At 63.6% G+C, this 16,809-nt stretch carries 13 protein-coding genes and 1 pseudogene; 7 read left to right on the top strand and 7 right to left on the bottom strand.

All coding sequences use genetic code 11. The features are described 5' to 3' along the window. Positions 1-178: 178 nt before the first annotated feature. The 3 genes from KBX18_RS10210 to KBX18_RS10200 all read right to left on the bottom strand — a co-directional run bounded on the left by KBX18_RS10210 (position 179) and on the right by KBX18_RS10200 (position 5,446). Positions 179-3,313, bottom strand: coding sequence for an alkaline phosphatase (locus tag KBX18_RS10210; RefSeq protein WP_255995923.1), 3,135 nt, complete (start codon positions 3,311-3,313; stop codon positions 179-181). A 248-nt stretch (positions 3,314-3,561) separates the two neighbouring features. Further along, positions 3,562-3,786: a hypothetical protein gene (locus KBX18_RS10205; RefSeq protein ID WP_005287232.1), complete on the bottom strand. Its 225-nt coding sequence runs from the start codon at positions 3,784-3,786 to the stop codon at positions 3,562-3,564. 91 nt (positions 3,787-3,877) lie between these two features. Continuing rightward, a complete protein-coding gene (locus tag KBX18_RS10200; protein WP_255995922.1) occupies positions 3,878-5,446 on the bottom strand; it encodes a hypothetical protein in 1,569 nt (522 codons plus the stop codon). A gap of 231 nt (positions 5,447-5,677) precedes the next feature. On the opposite strand from KBX18_RS10200, the gene KBX18_RS10195 reads away from it, so the two are divergent. Genes KBX18_RS10195 through KBX18_RS10170 form a run of 6 tightly spaced genes read left to right on the top strand, consistent with a single transcriptional unit; the run spans position 5,678 to position 11,621 of the window. After that, positions 5,678-8,581, top strand: coding sequence for a DUF4040 family protein (locus KBX18_RS10195; protein ID WP_255995921.1), 2,904 nt, complete (start codon positions 5,678-5,680; stop codon positions 8,579-8,581). Continuing rightward, complete coding sequence (locus KBX18_RS10190; protein ID WP_005287241.1) at positions 8,578-8,967, top strand: cation:proton antiporter subunit C; 390 nt, start codon at positions 8,578-8,580, stop codon at positions 8,965-8,967. Before KBX18_RS10195 ends, KBX18_RS10190 begins: the two co-directional genes overlap by 4 nt. Then, positions 8,967-10,517 carry a monovalent cation/H+ antiporter subunit D family protein gene (locus KBX18_RS10185; protein ID WP_255995919.1) on the top strand — a complete coding sequence of 517 codons (1,551 nt, stop codon included), beginning with the start codon at positions 8,967-8,969 and terminating at the stop codon, positions 10,515-10,517. Before KBX18_RS10190 ends, KBX18_RS10185 begins: the two co-directional genes overlap by 1 nt. Then, positions 10,517-10,918 (top strand): monovalent cation/H+ antiporter subunit E, encoded by a 402-nt coding sequence (locus KBX18_RS10180; RefSeq protein WP_255995918.1) that lies wholly within the window; start codon positions 10,517-10,519, stop codon positions 10,916-10,918. Before KBX18_RS10185 ends, KBX18_RS10180 begins: the two co-directional genes overlap by 1 nt. Further along, positions 10,918-11,184 (top strand): cation:proton antiporter, encoded by a 267-nt coding sequence (locus tag KBX18_RS10175; protein WP_255995917.1) that lies wholly within the window; start codon positions 10,918-10,920, stop codon positions 11,182-11,184. The genes KBX18_RS10180 and KBX18_RS10175 overlap by 1 nt, the downstream gene beginning before the upstream one ends. Next, complete coding sequence (locus tag KBX18_RS10170) at positions 11,184-11,621, top strand: Na+/H+ antiporter subunit G (RefSeq protein ID WP_255995916.1); 438 nt, start codon at positions 11,184-11,186, stop codon at positions 11,619-11,621. Before KBX18_RS10175 ends, KBX18_RS10170 begins: the two co-directional genes overlap by 1 nt. 129 nt (positions 11,622-11,750) lie before the next feature. Here the strand turns inward: KBX18_RS10170 and KBX18_RS10165 are convergent, their stop codons facing one another. Then, complete coding sequence (locus tag KBX18_RS10165) at positions 11,751-13,319, bottom strand: catalase (RefSeq protein WP_255995915.1); 1,569 nt, start codon at positions 13,317-13,319, stop codon at positions 11,751-11,753. A gap of 202 nt (positions 13,320-13,521) precedes the next feature. Beyond that, positions 13,522-13,644 (bottom strand): annotated as a pseudogene (locus KBX18_RS10160) (NYN domain-containing protein); the annotation flags it as partial. A gap of 197 nt (positions 13,645-13,841) precedes the next feature. Between KBX18_RS10160 and KBX18_RS10155 the strand changes: the two are divergent. Then, positions 13,842-14,399: an RNA polymerase sigma factor gene (locus KBX18_RS10155; protein ID WP_255995914.1), complete on the top strand. Its 558-nt coding sequence runs from the start codon at positions 13,842-13,844 to the stop codon at positions 14,397-14,399. On the opposite strand, the gene KBX18_RS10150 is transcribed toward KBX18_RS10155, so the two are convergent. Together KBX18_RS10150 and KBX18_RS10145 are read right to left on the bottom strand one after the other, a co-directional pair. After that, the gene (locus tag KBX18_RS10150) at positions 14,396-15,427 is read right to left on the bottom strand and encodes an aspartate-semialdehyde dehydrogenase (RefSeq protein WP_255995912.1); all 1,032 of its coding nucleotides are present in this window, start codon (positions 15,425-15,427) and stop codon (positions 14,396-14,398) included. The two genes, KBX18_RS10155 and KBX18_RS10150, sit on opposite strands and share 4 nt — an antisense overlap. Positions 15,428-15,473: 46 nt before the next feature. Next, positions 15,474-16,739, bottom strand: a complete 1,266-nt coding sequence (locus KBX18_RS10145; RefSeq protein WP_255995910.1) for an aspartate kinase — start codon at positions 16,737-16,739, stop codon at positions 15,474-15,476. Positions 16,740-16,809 lie beyond the last annotated feature (70 nt).

Here is a 16,809-nt window from a genome sequence, read left to right as displayed (position 1 = left end):
CATATATTTTCCTGAAACCTCGTGGTTAAGCCCCGGAAACCGGCGATTCCAGACACACTTTTTGTCGTTTAACCCCAGAAGCTCCCCGCTAGTCGGGATCTGCGTTCACAGTCCGACCAGCGGGGAGCAGGTCTGCGGCTCGGGGCCGCATATCAGCGGAGGTGCTACCCGCGCAGCGTTAGAACGGCAGGGTCTTACGGAAGTTCTCAAACATCTCGCGTGCCTGCGGGAACAGCGGACTCAGAGGAGCAACCACCCCCAGCAGAGCGGCAAGAACGCCGAAGAACACACCAATGGAAGAACCAGCCGAGTTAGCCGAAGAGCTCGAGGAGCTAGACGAGCCGGAGGAGCCAGAAGAGCTGCCGTCGATAGGCTGATCAGTGTCGACGCCCACGGCGTTCATCGCGCCGAAGAAGATGTCGGTCTCGTCGATCTGGCCGGTGAAGTTCGCCGCCCCCGGGCCGGAAGCCGCAACGCGGACCTGAGCACCGGTGTGCTGCTGGCCGCCGAGGGCGTCCTTCGGGTCGTTCGACTCCGCGGTGGAGTACAGCAGGGACATGTCAGCGTCGTCCGCGGTCTTCAGTTTGGTGGTCAAGCCGGCGGTCGGTTTCTGGTTGTAGGTGATCATCGGGGTCTGGGCGTGGTCGGCAGTGGCGACGATCAGGGTCGGCTCACCGGTCTCCTCCACCCAGTCTTGGACGACCTTGATGGACTCGTCCCACTGGCGGATCTCGCCGATCATGCCGCAGGCGTCGGCACCGTGGCTGGCCTTGTCCGGGGACGCCGCCTCAATGTGGAGGACGAACCCCTTGTCGTTCTGAAGCAGTTCCAGGGATTTGCGGGTCATGGCCGCAAGCGTCGGGATATCGTCGGTGTACTCGGGGTTAGCCTCGCAGCGCTGTGCTTCCTTCATCGCGCCATCTTCCGTCGGAACGGTCTCCTTGTAGATGCGCGGCATGTGGCTCGGGGAGAAGAGGCCCAGGACTGGCTTGTCGGAGTTCTTCACTGCGTCGAGGCTCTTAGCGTCGTTGACGATTTCGAAGCCGTTGTCGCGCGCATTGTCCAGAACGGTCTTGCCCTTGGTCCAGGTGGTGTCGCCGTTCTTGCCGTCGACCATCACCTCGGTGTCGAAGTACTCGGCACCGCCGCCGAGGGTGACGTCGGCGCGGACGTCGACAAGCTGCTCGGAGATGGAGCCGAGACCACCGTTTTCGCGGCGCTGTGCGTCTTGCGCTACCTTCTTCTCGCCGGATGGCGCGTAGTCCGCGCGGTCCAGGGCGTGGACGGCGAATGCCGCCGGGGTGGCGTCCTGAATCTCCGCGGTGGAAACGTTGCCGACCTTCATGCCGGCAGCCTTTGCAAGCTCAGCCATGGTCGGAACCGGCTTGCCGTTGTTGTCGATGCCCAAACCGCCGTTGTAGGTCTTGATGCCGGAGTAGAGGGCGGAACCGGACGCAGCGGAGTCGGTGACGTAATCCGGCTTGCCGGTCTCCCTATTCAGGGAGTACGTGGTGTGGTAACCGGTGTACTCGAGGTTGTCCACGGCCTCGAAACGGCCGTTAGCGCCGTGCAGGTAGTTGCGGGCGGCGGTGATGTCGGCGTCGGCGGTGCCGTCGGCAAGCATGATCACGACGTTCTTCGCCTTGGAGTCGTCGAGGCCTTGGCCCTTCTTGCCGAACTTCGTGCAGTCACCGACCTGCGGAGCCTCACCTGGTTCGAGCTGGTAGCAGAGTTCCCCGTTAGCCTCGTTGCGGGCAGTGAAGTCGCGCGCCACCGGGTTCGTGTTGACCTCCCAATCGCCGAGGCCGAGCGCGTTGGCCATGACGTAGAAAGCGTCGGTCTGGTCGATCTGGCCGAAGACGTTCTCGGACGCCGGGCCGTACGCGGCGATGCGCACCTGGGCACCGGTGTGCTGCATGGAGAAGTCGCCCTCCTCGACCTTCGGGACGGGAACGGTGCCGAATGCGACGGACATGTTGGTGTCGTCGTGGGTGTGAAGGCGGGTGGTCACAGCCGGGGAATCCTGGCCGTCGGGCACGATCTGCGCAGTGTGGGCGTGGTCCGCGGTGACGACGACTAGGGTGTCGCCGTCCTTCTTGGCGAAATCGACAGCGGTGGCCACCGTGTCCTCGAGGCGCTTGAGCTCACCGATAAAGCCGCAGGCGTCGCCGTCGTGGTCGGCCTTGTCGATCGAAGCGGACTCGACCTGGAGGAAGAAGCCCTTCTCCTCGTTCGGCTTGTCCAGCAGCTCGATGGCCTTAGTGGTCATGTCCGCCAACTCCGGCTCGTTGCCGATATTGGCTTCCTTACAGGTTGTGGGCTCAGCGGTCGCGCCACCCTTGGCCGGCGTAGAAGACTCGAAGCGGCGGGTCATGTTCTTGTCATGGAACAGGCCCAGAACCGGCTGATCCTGGTTCGCTTCAGTGACTGCTGCGAGCTCGTCGCGGGTACGCACGATCTTGTAGCCGTTGGCTTCGGCGTTCTCTGCGACGGTCTTGTCTTTCTCCCACTTGGTGTTGAACTTCGCGTCACCTTCGAGGAACGGGTTGGTATTGTCGCTGTCCGCCATCACCTTGGTGTCGAAGTACTTGGCGCCGCCGCCGAGAGTGACGTCCGCGCGGGTGTCGATGAGCTGCTCGGAGATGGAGCCGATGCCGCCGTTCTCGCGGGCCTCATCGCCCTTGACCGGCTTCGAGTCACCGGACGGCGCGTAGTAACTGCGCTGCGAAATGTGGGACCCCATGGAGGCCGGGGTGGCGTCCTGGATCTCGGAGGTGGTCACGTTACCGGTGCGCATGCCGGCGTTCTTAGCCATCTCGAGGAGGTTGACGTGGGCGTCCTTCTTGATGTCCACGCCAAGAGCACCGTTGTAGCTCTTGGTGCCGGTCGCCCAACCGGTAGCGGAAGCCGCGGAGTCGGTGACGTAGTTCTTCTTGCCGTCTTCGTCGATGGCGAAGGTGGTGTAGGCACCGGTAGCGGTGAGGTTGTCCAGACCGTCGAAGCGGCCGCCGGCACCGAGCAGGTAGTTACGGGCCGCGGTGATTTCCTGGTGCCCCATGCCGTCGCCGACGATCATGATGACGTTCTTGGCTTTTTCGTCGGAACGGCCCTGGCCGCCTTTGCCGAACTGGGCGCATTCGCCAGGCTGCGGAGCCTTGACGTTGCCGTTGCCGTCGATGGAGATACACGACGGCTTGCCGTTGTAGCCCTCGTAATCGAGATCAATCGCTGCTTGAGATGTAGGTGTCGTGGCAACGGTGAGAGCAATGACGCCCACACTCGCGGCCACGGATTTCCATGTTGCTGCGCTCATGAAGTCTTCCTGTTCGCTGTAGTCGCTGCTGATCCGGGAAGGTGCCGGTGACTGGGAAAATAAGAACTAGATGGATTGGAAGCCATCCAATTCCCCACTTAAACACAGCTGCAATACAGTAAGGTGACATTCAGGCGAACAGTTGATTGCTAGATCCTTGGAGGCCTTACGGGCTCGGGATTGGCTTTGTGCATGGTCACGTGCAACCGTGCACAAAGCGATTCTCGTCCGGGATTTTTACGCCTGTCCTAGCGGGCGCAGATGGCGGTGTTCTCGGCGTCGAGGCAGTCGTGCTCGAGCGATTCGGCGTGGAGCCAGCCGAACCGGCCGTGGAGGATGATCTCGTCGTAGCACTTCGAGCATCGGCGCACGGAGTTGGGCGAATGGCGGTAGCCGTTGACGGGCCCGAGCACGTCGGCGGTGAGCGCTCGACCTTCCCGCTCGAGGATCTGGCGGGCGTTGATGGTGGTCATGCGCGACTCCTTTGTTCAGTTATGCGGCGTCCACCCGGTTTCGGGGAACAGCAGGAGCCTACTTGATGGCCTCGACGAAGAGGGGCGCACGTTAGCGCTTGTGTTCGATAGCTTCGTCGGTGTCGAGGACGGCGGTGTCATCGTCGAGCTCGTCGAAGTCGGATTCTTCGTAGTCCGCGCCATCGTCGTAGTCGTCGTCCGCGTAGCCGGCGTCGGCGGCGTCATAGGCGGACACGACGGCGGGGCGGCTCGCGCGCATCGCCACGAGCCCAAGCACAGCGAGCAGCGCGGACAGCCCGATGCCGGTCCACATGGCGGTGGCGGATCCGCCGTTACCCGCCGCAGAGATGGCGGCTGTGGACCAGTGCATCGGGAGCGCCTGCGAAGCGGCGCTCCACAGCAAAGAGACCTCACCGGTGGCAGCGGTGGACCACACCCAGCCGACCACACCCACCTGCAGCAGAGCCAATACGCCGGCGGCACCACCGCCGCCAATGGTGCCGAACGCAGAGCGGAGAATCCAGGTCAGCCCTGCCGAAGCCAGGGTGCCAAGGACCAGGGCGGAACCGGCGATCGCCAGCGCGGCTGCGGACAAGTTCGTGCCCAGGATGGCCACGAGAATGAGCCCGGCCGACGCACTGAAGGCGGTGCCCAGGCCCAGGATGATCCACCGCGCGCGGGGGCGGGATCCCGCGTAGGCCGCTAAAGCGGTGACAACTCCGCCGAGGATCGCCAGAGCCGAGACAAGCATCGCGGCCAGCGGAGCTAGAGCGGATGCCGGTGCGGGTGCTGCTTGCCCGTCCGCGCCAGCCGCGGTGCCGGTCGCCGTACCAGCTGCCCCGGCAACGGGAACAGGTGCCGGCAGGGCGCGCTGGATCGCCCCGATGTTGTCTTTGGTGGTGTTGGCCATCTCGTCGACCTTGGTGCCGCCGTCGGCAAGCTGGTTCACGCCGTCGGTCGCCTCCTTGACCTTGCCGTTCATCTCGTTGAGGCCCTTGGACAGTTCGGAAGCTCCGTTGGTCGCGGAGTAAATTCCGTCGTGGTAGGCGTAGCCGGGGGTGGAGAGCTGGTTGGCCAGCTCGCGGGAGCCGTCGCGAAGCTCGGTGAGCTGCGTGTTCATGTCGTCAGGCAGCTCGGCTGTCTCGACTTGGCCGCGCAGGTCTGTCAGCTGGTTACGCAGGTCGGTGACTTGGGGGTCGCGGTTGTTCTCGGTGGCCTTGATGGTGTCATCCAGTGCTCCGAGGATCTGGCCGCGCACGGCTTCGAATCCGACCACTTGGTCCACCGCACCGCCGACGGAGTCAGCGACGCGGGTAGCGCCGTCGGCAAGCTGGCCGGTGCCCGCCTGGATTTCCACCATGCCTTTGGATAGCTTGTCCGCGCCGTCGCTCGCGCTGCGCACAGCTTCAGCGAGCTCCCCGGAGCCGTCCTTGAGCTGGTCGGTGCCCTCCTTGAGCTGCTTGGTGCCCTGAGTGAGGAAACCGGCTTCGGCGGAGGCGTCACCGGCGGCGCGGCGGGCATCGACAAGCTGATCGGGCCCGGCGTAGGCAGCCGGGGCACCAGACGTGTCGTCCCCCGTGGCCCACGTGGATGCCGGATTCATTGGGGTGAATGCGGCGACCAACAGCACAGCAAAAGCCAGGACAACGTTCCATTTCATAGAGAGAAATGTAACGGTTGTGGCTACTGGGGTGCGCGTGACACGCGGGAAATGGGGCTTCCCGCCATTACGTACCCCACCCCCTCGAATTCACTCGACATGTTGATCCCGCCCATCCCTGTTACCCTATGAACTGTTTTGTCCTGGCTGAGGGTTTCTTAGCGTGAATTCCCGCCAGCGCCACGACACTGCATGACCCCCTGCCGCTCCAACAAAACGGAAATACAGCCTATGGCTTTGCTAATCGCCCTCGGGATTGTCGCCGCGACAGTGGTGGCCTCCCCCGTGCTCGTGCGCGTGATGGATCGCCGCGTCGGGTGGGTCGCCGGACCCGCCATGTTCGCTGCGGCGGCCGTGATAGCCAACGCGTTGCGCGCCGGCACCCCTGTGACCTACGACCTTGTCTGGGCTAATGACCTTCTCGGGGAGGGCACTGCGGTGTCCTTCGCCTTGCGCGCCGACGGCCTGAGCGCCTTCTTCGCCCTGCTTGCCCTTATCATCGGCGGTATCGTGCTGATCTACTCGGCCGCGTACCTGCCAGAGAAGGACGGCAACACCAGCTTCTACACCATCATGACGGCATTCACGCTGTCCGTGTTGCTGCTCGTGCTTGCAGACGATGTCGTGCTCCTCTTCATCGGGTGGGAGCTCGTCTCCATTGCGTCGTTCCTGCTTATCGCCCGCTCTGGATCGTCGGGTGAGGCCGGCTCGTTCCGCACCCTCGCCCTGACGTTCTTCGGCGGGTTGACGCTGCTGGCGGGCCTGGCCCTGGCTGCGACCTCGACGGGCACAACGCGCCTGCACGAGATCCTCGCCTCCGACGTGTGGGCCGACAACCCGCGCCTGACCACCATTGTCGCAGTGCTCATCGCGTGCTCCGGATTCACCAAGGCCGCGCAGTTCCCGTTCCACTTCTGGCTCCCGGAGGCCATGGCGGCCGCGACACCCGTGTCGGCGTTCCTGCACGCCGCTGCCGTGGTCAAGGCCGGTATCTACCTGCTGGTGCGGTTCTCCACGATCTTCCACGACAACCCGACGTGGAACATCCTGCTCACCGTCACTGGCCTGGGCACGGCACTCATGTCGGCGATCTTCGCCATCACGAAGACGGACCTGAAGCACCTCACGGCGTACTCGACGGTGTCCCACCTGGGCTGGATTGTCGCGGCGATCGGTATCGGCACCCCGCTGGCGCTTGCTGCCGCGCTGACGCACACCCTCGCGCACGCGCTGTTCAAGTCCTCCCTGTTCATGCTCATCGGCGTCATCGACCATGAAACGGGCACGCGCGACATGCGCCGCCTGGGCAAGCTGTACGACAAGATGCCGTGGACCTTCGGTTCCGTCATCGTTGCCGCCGCGTCCATGGCCGCCGTCCCGCCACTGTTCGGCTTTGTGTCCAAAGAGTCCATCCTGGAGGCCTTCCACGAGAGCCCGTACGGCACCGTGCTGCTCATCCTCGCTGGTCTCGCCGCCTTCCTCACCTTCGTCTACTCCGCGAAGATCGTCTTCGGCGCCTTTGTTGACGGCGAGCGCGACATGAGCGAGGTGCACGAAGCACCGGTCAGCTTCTGGCTGCCAGCCGCCTTCCCGGGACTGATGTCTGTGCCCGCGGTGTTCGTGCTTTCGCTTATCGACGGCCCCATTACCGCCGGCGTCAACGCCATCATCCCGGATGCGGACTACCACTCCCACCTGGCACTGTGGCACGGCATCACCGCGCCGTTCATCGTCTCCATGCTGGTTCTCATCGCAGGTGTGGCCTTCATCTTCTTCCGCAAGCCAGTGTGGAAGGCCCTGGAGAACAAGCAGCTGCTGCCGTTTACCGGTAACGACGTCTTGGCTGGCATCGTGGACCGCTCCCGCGACCTGGGCATCATCTTCGGCAAGATGGCCGGCACGTTCAACCCGTCGAAGCACCTCGTGTGGCTCATCGTCACCACGCTGAGCCTGGGCGTGGTCACGCTGCTGCTTACCGACGGTATCGACGGCATGCCGCTCGCACCGCGCACCGAAGGCCTGGACAACTACTGGGACATCCTGCCGCTGGCCATCATCGGTATCTCCGTCCTCGGCCTGGTCCTGACGAAGAAGCGCATGACGGCCGCGGTCTTCCTGGGCACCGCCGGCGTGGGTATGAGCCTGCAGATGATGCTGCTCGGCGCCCCCGATGTGGCTCTGACCCAGTTCACGGTGGAATCGCTCACCGTCGTGGTCATCATGATGGTGCTGCGCTACCAGCCGCGGCTGTTCCCGCCGGTCCCGGCGCGCCGCAAGGCATGGGCCGGGGCACTGGCAGTTCTCACCGGCATTATCACCTTCGCCGCTGTCTACTCACTGACGGGTCGCCGCGACCGTTCCGAGTTGGCCAACTGGTACCTCACCGAAGGCGTCGAGGTGACCAGTGCCGACAACATCGTCGCCGTGATCATCGTTGAGTTCCGTGGCTTCGATACCTTGGGCGAGCTCTCCGTGCTGGGCATGGCCGCCGTGGTCATCGCGGCGGTGACCAACTCGGTACCGCGCTACCGGTTCGAGGCCGGAACCCGCCCCGCACCGTTTGGCCAGTCGCAGCTCAACACGATGCCGCTGCGCAAGGTGGTCACGCTCACCATGCCGATCTTGGTGATCCTCAGCGTGCTCATCTTCTTCCGCGGCCACACCGCCCCAGGCGGCGGCTTCATCGCCGCGCTGGTGCTGGCCACCGCGTTCGTGCTCAGCTACATGTCCAAGGGCCGTGATGAGAACGTGGTCAAGCCGATGACCCCGGTCTATCTCACCGGCATCGGCATCATCGTCGCTATTAGCTCCGGCTTCCTCGGCTTCATCGAGGGCGGCTTCATGTACGCCATCCACGGTGAGATCGCCGGGGAGCACATGACCACCTCCCTCATCTTCGACGCCGGTATCTACCTGGCCGTCCTCGGCATGCTCACCATGGCGATCAATGACCTTGGCGGGTACCTGCGCCCAGGCACCGACAGGGAGAATCTGGACTACCGCCGCGACGAGCACAACCCGCTGCCGGATATCCCCGAGCCGGAGGAACCGGAGCACCCGACAGAGTCGTATCCGGCGCCGCTGTATCCGTCGACAAGCGAGCGTGAGGCACGCGAGGAAAGGGCACGAGCATGATTTACGCACTGACAATCGCAATCCTCATGGCCGGGGCGGTCTACCTGGTGCTGCAACGCGGCATGGTGCGCATCGTCTTCGGCATGTCGCTGTTCGGCCACGCGTCGAACCTGACCATTCTCGCCGCCGGCAACGGCGCATGGCGAGGGGAGGCGTTTCCTTCCTCCACCGGTCTCGAAGACATGTCGGACCCGTTGCCGCAGGCGTTCGTGCTGACCGCCATCGTCATCGCGATGGCCACCACGACGATCCTGCTCATGCTCGCAGCACTCGGCCGCGACGACGACACCCTGGACAACATTCTCGACGCTGAACAGGCAGAAAAGATCGGCCCCGGTGCGCTCACCACCACCGGCCGCACCGCTTACAGGGGGGTGCGCAAGTAATGGAGATCAACGCAATCCTGCCGGTCTTTGTCGCGCTGCCGCTGATCGTCGCGGCCATCGCGGCGCTGTCGCCGTTCAAGCCGCTGAACGACGCCCTGGGCATCATCATCCCCACCATCAACCTGATCGGCGGACTGTGGCTGTTCGGTTACACGGCCGAGCACGGCGCTATCGGCCACGTCATCGGCCTCTACCAAGGCGGGGCGGGCATCTCGTTCGCCGCCGACCAGTTCTCGGCGATCATGCTGATCACAACCATGACGGTGGCCGTGATCTCCAACTGGTTCGCCATCGTTTCCGGCGACACCAAGCCGCGGTACTACGTCCCGTTGGCGCTGGTGCTGATCACCGGTGTCTCTGGCGCCCTGCTCACAGCGGATCTGTTCAACTTCTTCGTCATGATCGAGGTCATGTTGCTGCCGTCCTACGGCCTGATCGCGATGACGGGTACGCGCTTCCGCCTCTCCTCGGCACGCCTGTTCGTGCTGGTCAACCTGGCAGCATCCACCCTGCTGGTGATGGGCGTCGGCTACGTCTACGCCGTCACCGGCGCGGTGAACATCGGTGCTTTGCAGGGCGCGGCGGCCGGCAACGGCCCGGTCACTGTCGCGATGGGGCTGATTGTCATCGCGATCAGCGCCAAGGCGGCCGTGTTCCCGCTACACACGTGGCTGCCGCGAACATATACGTCGACAAGCGCTGCAGTGATGGGCCTGTTCTCCGGACTGCACACCAAGGTCGCGGTGTACATGCTGTTCCGCATCTGGGTGGTTATCTTCGACATGGACCCGCGCTGGAACTGGCTGATCATCGCCGTCATGGTCGTATCCATGCTCGTCGGCGCCTTCGCCGGTCTGGGCGAAGCCACCATCCGCCAGGTGCTGGGCTACCAGATGGTCAACGGCATGCCGTTCATCCTCATCATGCTTGCATTTACCGGCGGCCCGGGCATCGGCCCGGACGCCGCCCGGTACGCGCTGGCCGCCGGCCTGATGTACACGCTGCACCACATGATCACCATTGGTGCGCTGACACTGAACTCCGGTGCGATCGAGGAGACCTACGGCACCGGCACTCTGTCAAAGCTGTCGGGCCTCATGCGCCGCGACTCATGGACCGCCGCGATCTTCGCAGCGGGTGCATTCTCGGTGATCGGCTTCCCACCGTTTTCCGGGCTATGGGGCAAGCTCACACTCATCTTCGCCGCCGCGGCTGCCGGAGATGCTCGGTCCTGGGTGGCCATCGGCGCAATCATCATCGCCTCGTTTGCGGCGATGCTCGCAATGTTCCGCGTCTGGCGCGAGGTCTTCTGGGGCCAGCCCATGCAGCACTACCCCGACACACTCCGGGTGCGTTGGGCGCTGCTTGCGCCGTCCGCCGTGCTGATGGGGATCTCGCTGGCGGTGTTCTTCGGTGTCGGCCCGCTGTGGGACGCGGCGACGGGTTCGGCCGACGCGCTTCTCGACGTCCCGTCCTACACCTCCGCCGTCCTCGGCGAGGACCCGCTCGGCGTACCCGATACTGATTCCCTGCAAGGAGGCCAGCGCTAATGAACAAGATCATCCACGGCATCGGCTACTTCTTCTGGATTGTCAAAGAGATCATCGTCTCCGGTTTCAACACCGCCTTCACGGCGTTCAAACCGGACGCCGGTCTCAAGCCGATAGTCATTCACTACCCACTGCGGCTCACCACCGACTGGGAACTGTTCTGGTTCTCCACCTCGATTACCGCCACACCGTCGACTTTGGCCATGGGATTCCGTGAACCAGTCGCACCGGGCAAGCCCCGGACCCTGCTGGTCCAGTCCGCCTTCGGCGACGATGCCAACGACGTGATCGAGGGCCTGATCGACATGGAAGAGCATGTCTCCCCCGCCGTGAAGTCCACACCCCTCGACGTCGCGGATGTGGCCTGGGAGCCCTACGTACCCAAAGGAGATCTCACCTAATGTTCGAGACAATCCTGACCGTCTGCATAGCCATCATGGCCGTCAGCTTGCTGGTCGGCCTCGTGGCCATCCTCCGGGAGCGTGACGAGCTCTCCCGCGCCGTCATGGCCGACTACATCTTCTACGCCATGGTCTGCATCTTCTTCGTGTGGTCGCTGTTCAACGACACGTTCATCGCCTACGAAGTAGCCATCCTGGCCGCCCTTGTCTGCGGTGCCATCCCGACCTTGTCCATGGCCCGCGTGATCTCGAGGGGGCGCCGCTAATGACCGCACTGACCATCTGGCAGATCATTGTCTTGCTGTTCGTCTTCGTGGCGGTGTTCATGACCGTCGCCACTGTCGTCCTGCAGCTGCGCGCCCCGAATGCGCTAACCCGCGCCAACCTCATGGGCCCGCTGGTCGGTGTCGCCTTCCCGGCACTGATCATCGCGATGCTCATCCACGAATGGTCGACAGAAGGCTTCGACCTGAACAACTTCCTGCGCGCCATCATCGCCATTCTCGGCGTGTGGATTGTCGCCTCTGTCGGTTCCTTCATCATCGGCCGCTCCATCTACGGTGTAACCGTCACCGACGCGATCGGCCCCGGCGGGCGGCGTGAACCCAGCCGTGACCACGCAGACAGCGAGCTGCGCGAGACACCCACAGAGCAGGCCCCGGAACCAGAGCCGGAGCCGCAAGCTCCCCCTGAACGCTGGTAACACCGCGCGCGTTCGCGTCGCCTATCCACGCCATAGCGAAACCCCGCCGCACTCACCACATTCCGTGAGCTCGCGGCGGGGTTCACGCTTGAGCGCCGGCAGCTGCTAGCCGTTGAAGGAAACGCCCTCCTAGAAGTCCTTAGCCGCATCGGCGCGCTTCTGAGCGAGCACCTCACGCAGCTTCGGCTCGAGATCAGCGTCGACCTTGCCCCAGTAGGCGAAGGTGCGCTCTTCGACGTCCTTGTTCTCGATCGGCAGCATCTTGTTGGTCACGTTGTGGATGAAGCGCTCCTTGGCAGCATCATCAAACACCTCGCGGTAGAGAATGCCGGCCTGCATGAAGTCATCGTCATCGGCGTGCTTGACGTAAGCAGCGCGGACCAGGTCGGTGCCGTGCGGGTCCGGGTTGACGTAGAGGTCCTGAGCTTGACCGAAGGAGGTGTGGTTGGAGGCGGAGTCCTCACCGTTGTCCAGGTAGCCTGCACCCTTCTCCGTGTTGTTCGGGGAGTAGTTCGGCTCGCCCTCGTTGTTGAAGAAGTACTGCATCGGGCCACGCTCGGCGTAGGTGTTCACCGGCACGATCGGCTGGTTCACCGGCAGGTCCTTGTAGTTCGGTCCAATACGGTAGCGGTGCTGGTCAGCGTAAGCGAACACGCGACCCTGGAGCATGCGGTCCGGGGACAGGCCGACACCGGGGACGATGTTGGACGGGTCGAGTGCGATCTGCTCGATCTGTGCGTGGAAGTTCTTCGGGTTGCGGTTGAGGATGAAGTAGCCCACGTCCACCAGCGGGTAGTCCTTCTGGGACCAGGTCTTGGTCAAGTCGAACGGGTTCCAGCGGTAGTTCTCTGCGTCCTCGAACGGCATGATCTGCACCTTGACGTCCCAGATCGGGTAGTCACCGCGCTCGATCGCCTTGAAGAGGTCTTCGCGGTGGTGGTCAGCGTTGTCGCCAGCCATCTTGCCTGCCTCTTCGTCGGTGAAGGTCTCCCAGCCCTGACGGGTCTTGAAGTGGTACTTGATCCACACGGCGTCACCAGCCTCGTTGACCCACTGGAACGTGTGGGAGCCAAAGCCGTCCTGGTGGCGGGAGGTCTTCGGGGTGCCGCGGTCACCGAGCAGGTAGGTCACCTGGTGAGCGGACTCCGGGGTACGGGTCCAGAAGTCCCACTGCATCTCGTCGGAGCGCAGGCCGGTGCGCGGGTCGCGCTTCTGGGAGTGGATGAAGTCTGGGAACTTCACAGCGTCACGCAGGAAGAACGTCGGGGTGTTGTTACCGACGATGTCGTAGTTGCCGTCCTCGGTGTAGAAACGCAACGCGAAACCGTGCACGTCACGCCAGGTGTCGGGGGAGCCAGCCTCACCGGCAACCGTGGAGAAGCGGATTGCCATCGGGGTAACAGTGCCCGGCTGGAACAGCTTCGCCTTGGTGTACTGGGAGACATCCTCGGTGACGTGCAGCTCACCGAATGCACCGTGGCCCTTTGCGTGCGGGATGCGCTCCGGAACGTTTTCACGGTTGAAGTGCGCGAGCTTCTCCACCAAGTGGATGTCCGTCAGCGGGTTCGGGCCCTGCGGACCGGCGGTGACAGAAATGTTCTCGGATGCGACCGGCTGGCCGCCAAGACGAGTGGTCTTGCCGTTGCCGGCGTCACGCTCGCCCTTGTTCAGGATGTTGTCAGGGGTGTTGTCAGCCATGAAATGGCCCTCCTCGAAGTCAGGTTTATCCGGTGGGGATACCCGCGAGCTTACGTACGCTCTGACAGGCCTTCAAGGAAGCTCGCCCTAACTCAATCGTTTGTTTGACCTGCGGATGAGGGGCAGGGTCTAAAGATCCACATCGAACTCGCTATCGGCGATTGCGGCCGCTTCGAAAAGCGGATCTTCCTGGTGCGTAGGCTCCGGAGGTCATTACGATCTGGTTCACTAGGGATCGCTCCGCCAGTGAAGCTATGTCCAAGCCGATCCTCATATCGACACCCTTCTGAGTGATGTCGAGCTTGAAATCCTTCTCACCCAAGTCAGTTCGGTAAAAGCCACCGTCGACCAGAATGGCAGTAGTTATCGGTCGGCGCGGATAATCGGCTGTCGGCCTACCTGAATGAGCCCAGTCATCGGCGCGCTCCTTATTGGCGGAGGGTCAACGGCTGGGCTGGTACGTAAACGATATCAGAACAGGCCCAATAATCAACACCGACTCGGCTGGTAACGTCGGCAAGCGTGAATAAAAAGGACGACGCGTACGTCACGGATCTGGCGCTCAAAGCCGGCCGCGGCGACAAGCAAGCGTTGTCCGAATTCATCCGCCTCACGCATGACGACGTCTGGCGGCTACTGGCCCACCTCGCCGGCCGTGAACAGGCCGACGACCTGACCCAGGAAACCTATCTGCGAGTGTTGGGCTCGCTCCCCCGATTCGCGGCGCGATCCAGCGCGCGCACCTGGTTGCTCTCGCTTGCCCGCCGCGCGTGGGTCGACTCGGTGCGCCACGACATGGCCCGCCCCCGCAAAGCCGCGGCAGAGTACGAGGATGTGGCCGCCCAACAGCCGAGCCGGGACAACCCAAACACATGGTCAGAGGTCATGGACGCCCGCTCGCTTCTCGACGCGCTCGCCCCCGAACGCCGCGAAGCCCTCATCCTCACACAAGTGCTGGGGTACACCTACGAAGAGGCCGCGAATATCGCTGGGGTACGCATCGGCACGATCCGCTCCCGCGTGGCGCGGGCCCGGCGCGACCTCGTCACCGGCATCGAGGCCGGCGGCCAAGGAATTTAGACCAGCAGTTCGGCGATCTGGATCGTGTTCAGCGCTGCACCCTTGCGCAGGTTGTCGCCGGAGACGACGAAGATCAGGCCGCGGTTGCCCTCGACAGTTTGGTCTTGGCGGATGCGGCCGACAAAGGAGTCGTCCTGCCCGGCGGCCATCAGCGGGGTGGGCACGTCGACGACGGTGACGCCTGGAGCGTCGTCAAGCACGCGCCGTGCATCCTCAGGCGTGATGGCCTCGTCAAATTCGGCGTGCACGACCATGGTGTGGCCGGTGAACACCGGAACGCGCACGCAGGTGCCGGACACCTTCAGCTCCGGCAGGCCGAGGATTTTGCGCGATTCGTTGCGCAGTTTTTGTTCCTCGTCAGTTTCCAGAGTGCCGTCATCGACTAAGTTGCCCGCCAGCGGCAGCGCGTTGAACGCGATCGGTGCGACGTACGGTCCCAGATCGTCGGCCTGCAGCGCGGAGCCGTCGTGTGTGAGCTCGGTGTTGCGCTCGCCGATGCCCGCGACCTGCGCCGCAAGCGTGTCGACGCCCGCAAGCCCCGAGCCCGACACCGCCTGGTACGACGCAACGCGCATGGTGTTCAACCCGGCAGCGTTGTGCAGCGCTTTGATGACAGGCATGATCGCCATGGTCGTGCAGTTCGGGTTGGCGATGATGCCTTTCGGCAGGTCCTTGAGGTCGTCCGGGTTGACCTCGGACACGACCAGCGGGACCTCATCGTCCTTGCGCCACGCCGAGGAATTGTCCACAACCTTGGCGCCAGCTTCAGCGAACACGGGCGCCCACTCACGCGACGTGGAACCGCCCGCGGAGAACAACGCAATGTCGACATCCGCGACAGAGTCAGCGGTGACCTGGGTGAGATCCTCGACCTCAATCTCCTCGCCGCGGAACTCGATCTTCTTGCCCGCAGAGCGCGGGGATGCGAAAAAGCGCACAGTGTCTGCGGGGAAGTTGCGCTGCTCCAGAATGTCGCGCATGACACGGCCGACTTGGCCGGTTGCGCCGACGACGGCGACGGTGGTCATTTCTGTTCTCCTTTGATTATTGGGCAGTTGGCGAGCGTTGCGCGTGTTAGCGCCCGGTACCTGCGTAGACGACGGCCGCTTCGCCGCCGCCGAGGTTGAACTTCTCGTGGATGGCGCGGGCAGCGTCTTCCATCTTCTCCTGCTCGATGACAGCGGTGATGCGGATCTCGGACGTGTTCATCATGCCGATGTTGATGCCGTTGTCGCGCAGAGCCTGCGTGAAGTCTGCGGTCACACCCGGGTGGGACTTCATGCCTGCGCCGACAAGGGTCACCTTGGCGATCTTGTCGTTGTAGGCGATGTCACCCCACCCCTCCTTCTTCGCCAGATCGCGCAGCGCCTCGAGGCCGCGGGGGCCGTCGGCCTTCGGCAGGGTGAAGGTGATGTCAGTGATGTTGTCGCGCAGCGACGAGGTGTTCTGCAGCACCATGTCGATGTTGATCTCGGCGTCCGCCAGCACGCGGAACAGCTTCGCTGCCTCACCGGGAACGTCCGGGATGCCCGAGACGGTGATCTTTGCTTCAGAGTCGTCGGTAGCGACGCCTGCCAGGACTGCTTCTTCCATGGGGATATCCTCCATCGCTCCGGTCACGAGGGTACCGGGATCGTTGCTGTAAGACGAGCGTACTCGCATAGGAACGTTGAATGCGCGGGCATACTCCACGCTGCGCAGAACGAGAATCTTCGAACCAGAGGCTGCCAGTTCGAGCATTTCCTCGAAGCAGAGCTCGTCCAGTTTCTTCGCGTCGGGGACGATGCGCGGATCAGCGCTGTAGACGCCGTCGACATCCGAGTAGATTTCGCACACGTCGGCACCGAGGGCTGCAGCCAGCGCGACCGCAGTCGTGTCGGACCCGCCGCGCCCGAGCGTGGTCACGTCCTTGGAGTCGCGGTTGACGCCTTGGAAGCCGGCGACGATGGCAACCTTGCCAGCGTCGATAGCCTCCTTGACGCGGCCGGGGGTGACCTCGAGGATGCGGGCGTTGCCGTGGCGCTCGGTAGTGATCACACCCGCCTGGGAACCGGTAAAGGACCGCACGTCCACGCCGTGTGAGGCGACTGCCATAGCGACGAGCGAGTTAGAGATCCTCTCCCCCGCCGACAGCAACATGTCCATCTCGCGCGGCGGCGGAGTCGGGTTCACTTGCGCCGCAAGGTCAAGCAGCTCATCGGTGGTGTCCCCCATTGCGGAGCAGACCACAACGACATCGTTGCCCGCTTTACGCGTTTCGACGACACGCTTCGCCACCGCACGGATTCTCTCCGCGGTCTCCAGCGACGAGCCGCCATACTTCTGGACGATGAGTGCCACGGTGCGTTCTCCTTACTTGTTTTCTGTGCAGACCGGCCACGGCCTGCACATGCGGTGCCCACTTTACGTA

It is taken from the genome of Corynebacterium sp. CCUG 69979 (assembly GCF_024454095.1).
Lineage (GTDB): Bacteria > Actinomycetota > Actinomycetes > Mycobacteriales > Mycobacteriaceae > Corynebacterium > Corynebacterium genitalium.
This window is presented reverse-complemented; position numbering and strand designations above follow the sequence as displayed.

Bases quoted from the DNA above. Each gene is read 5' to 3' on its own strand.
- KBX18_RS10210 (WP_255995923.1), bottom strand. From the start codon at position 3,313: ATGAGCGCAGCAACATGGAAATCCGTGGCCGCGAGTGTGGGCGTCATT.
- KBX18_RS10205 (WP_005287232.1), bottom strand. From the start codon at position 3,786: ATGACCACCATCAACGCCCGCCAGATCCTCGAGCGGGAAGGTCGAGCG.
- KBX18_RS10200 (WP_255995922.1), bottom strand. From the start codon at position 5,446: ATGAAATGGAACGTTGTCCTGGCTTTTGCTGTGCTGTTGGTCGCCGCA.
- KBX18_RS10195 (WP_255995921.1), top strand. From the start codon at position 5,678: ATGGCTTTGCTAATCGCCCTCGGGATTGTCGCCGCGACAGTGGTGGCC.
- KBX18_RS10190 (WP_005287241.1), top strand. From the start codon at position 8,578: ATGATTTACGCACTGACAATCGCAATCCTCATGGCCGGGGCGGTCTAC.
- KBX18_RS10185 (WP_255995919.1), top strand. From the start codon at position 8,967: ATGGAGATCAACGCAATCCTGCCGGTCTTTGTCGCGCTGCCGCTGATC.
- KBX18_RS10180 (WP_255995918.1), top strand. From the start codon at position 10,517: ATGAACAAGATCATCCACGGCATCGGCTACTTCTTCTGGATTGTCAAA.
- KBX18_RS10175 (WP_255995917.1), top strand. From the start codon at position 10,918: ATGTTCGAGACAATCCTGACCGTCTGCATAGCCATCATGGCCGTCAGC.
- KBX18_RS10170 (WP_255995916.1), top strand. From the start codon at position 11,184: ATGACCGCACTGACCATCTGGCAGATCATTGTCTTGCTGTTCGTCTTC.
- KBX18_RS10165 (WP_255995915.1), bottom strand. From the start codon at position 13,319: ATGGCTGACAACACCCCTGACAACATCCTGAACAAGGGCGAGCGTGAC.
- KBX18_RS10150 (WP_255995912.1), bottom strand. From the start codon at position 15,427: ATGACCACCGTCGCCGTCGTCGGCGCAACCGGCCAAGTCGGCCGTGTC.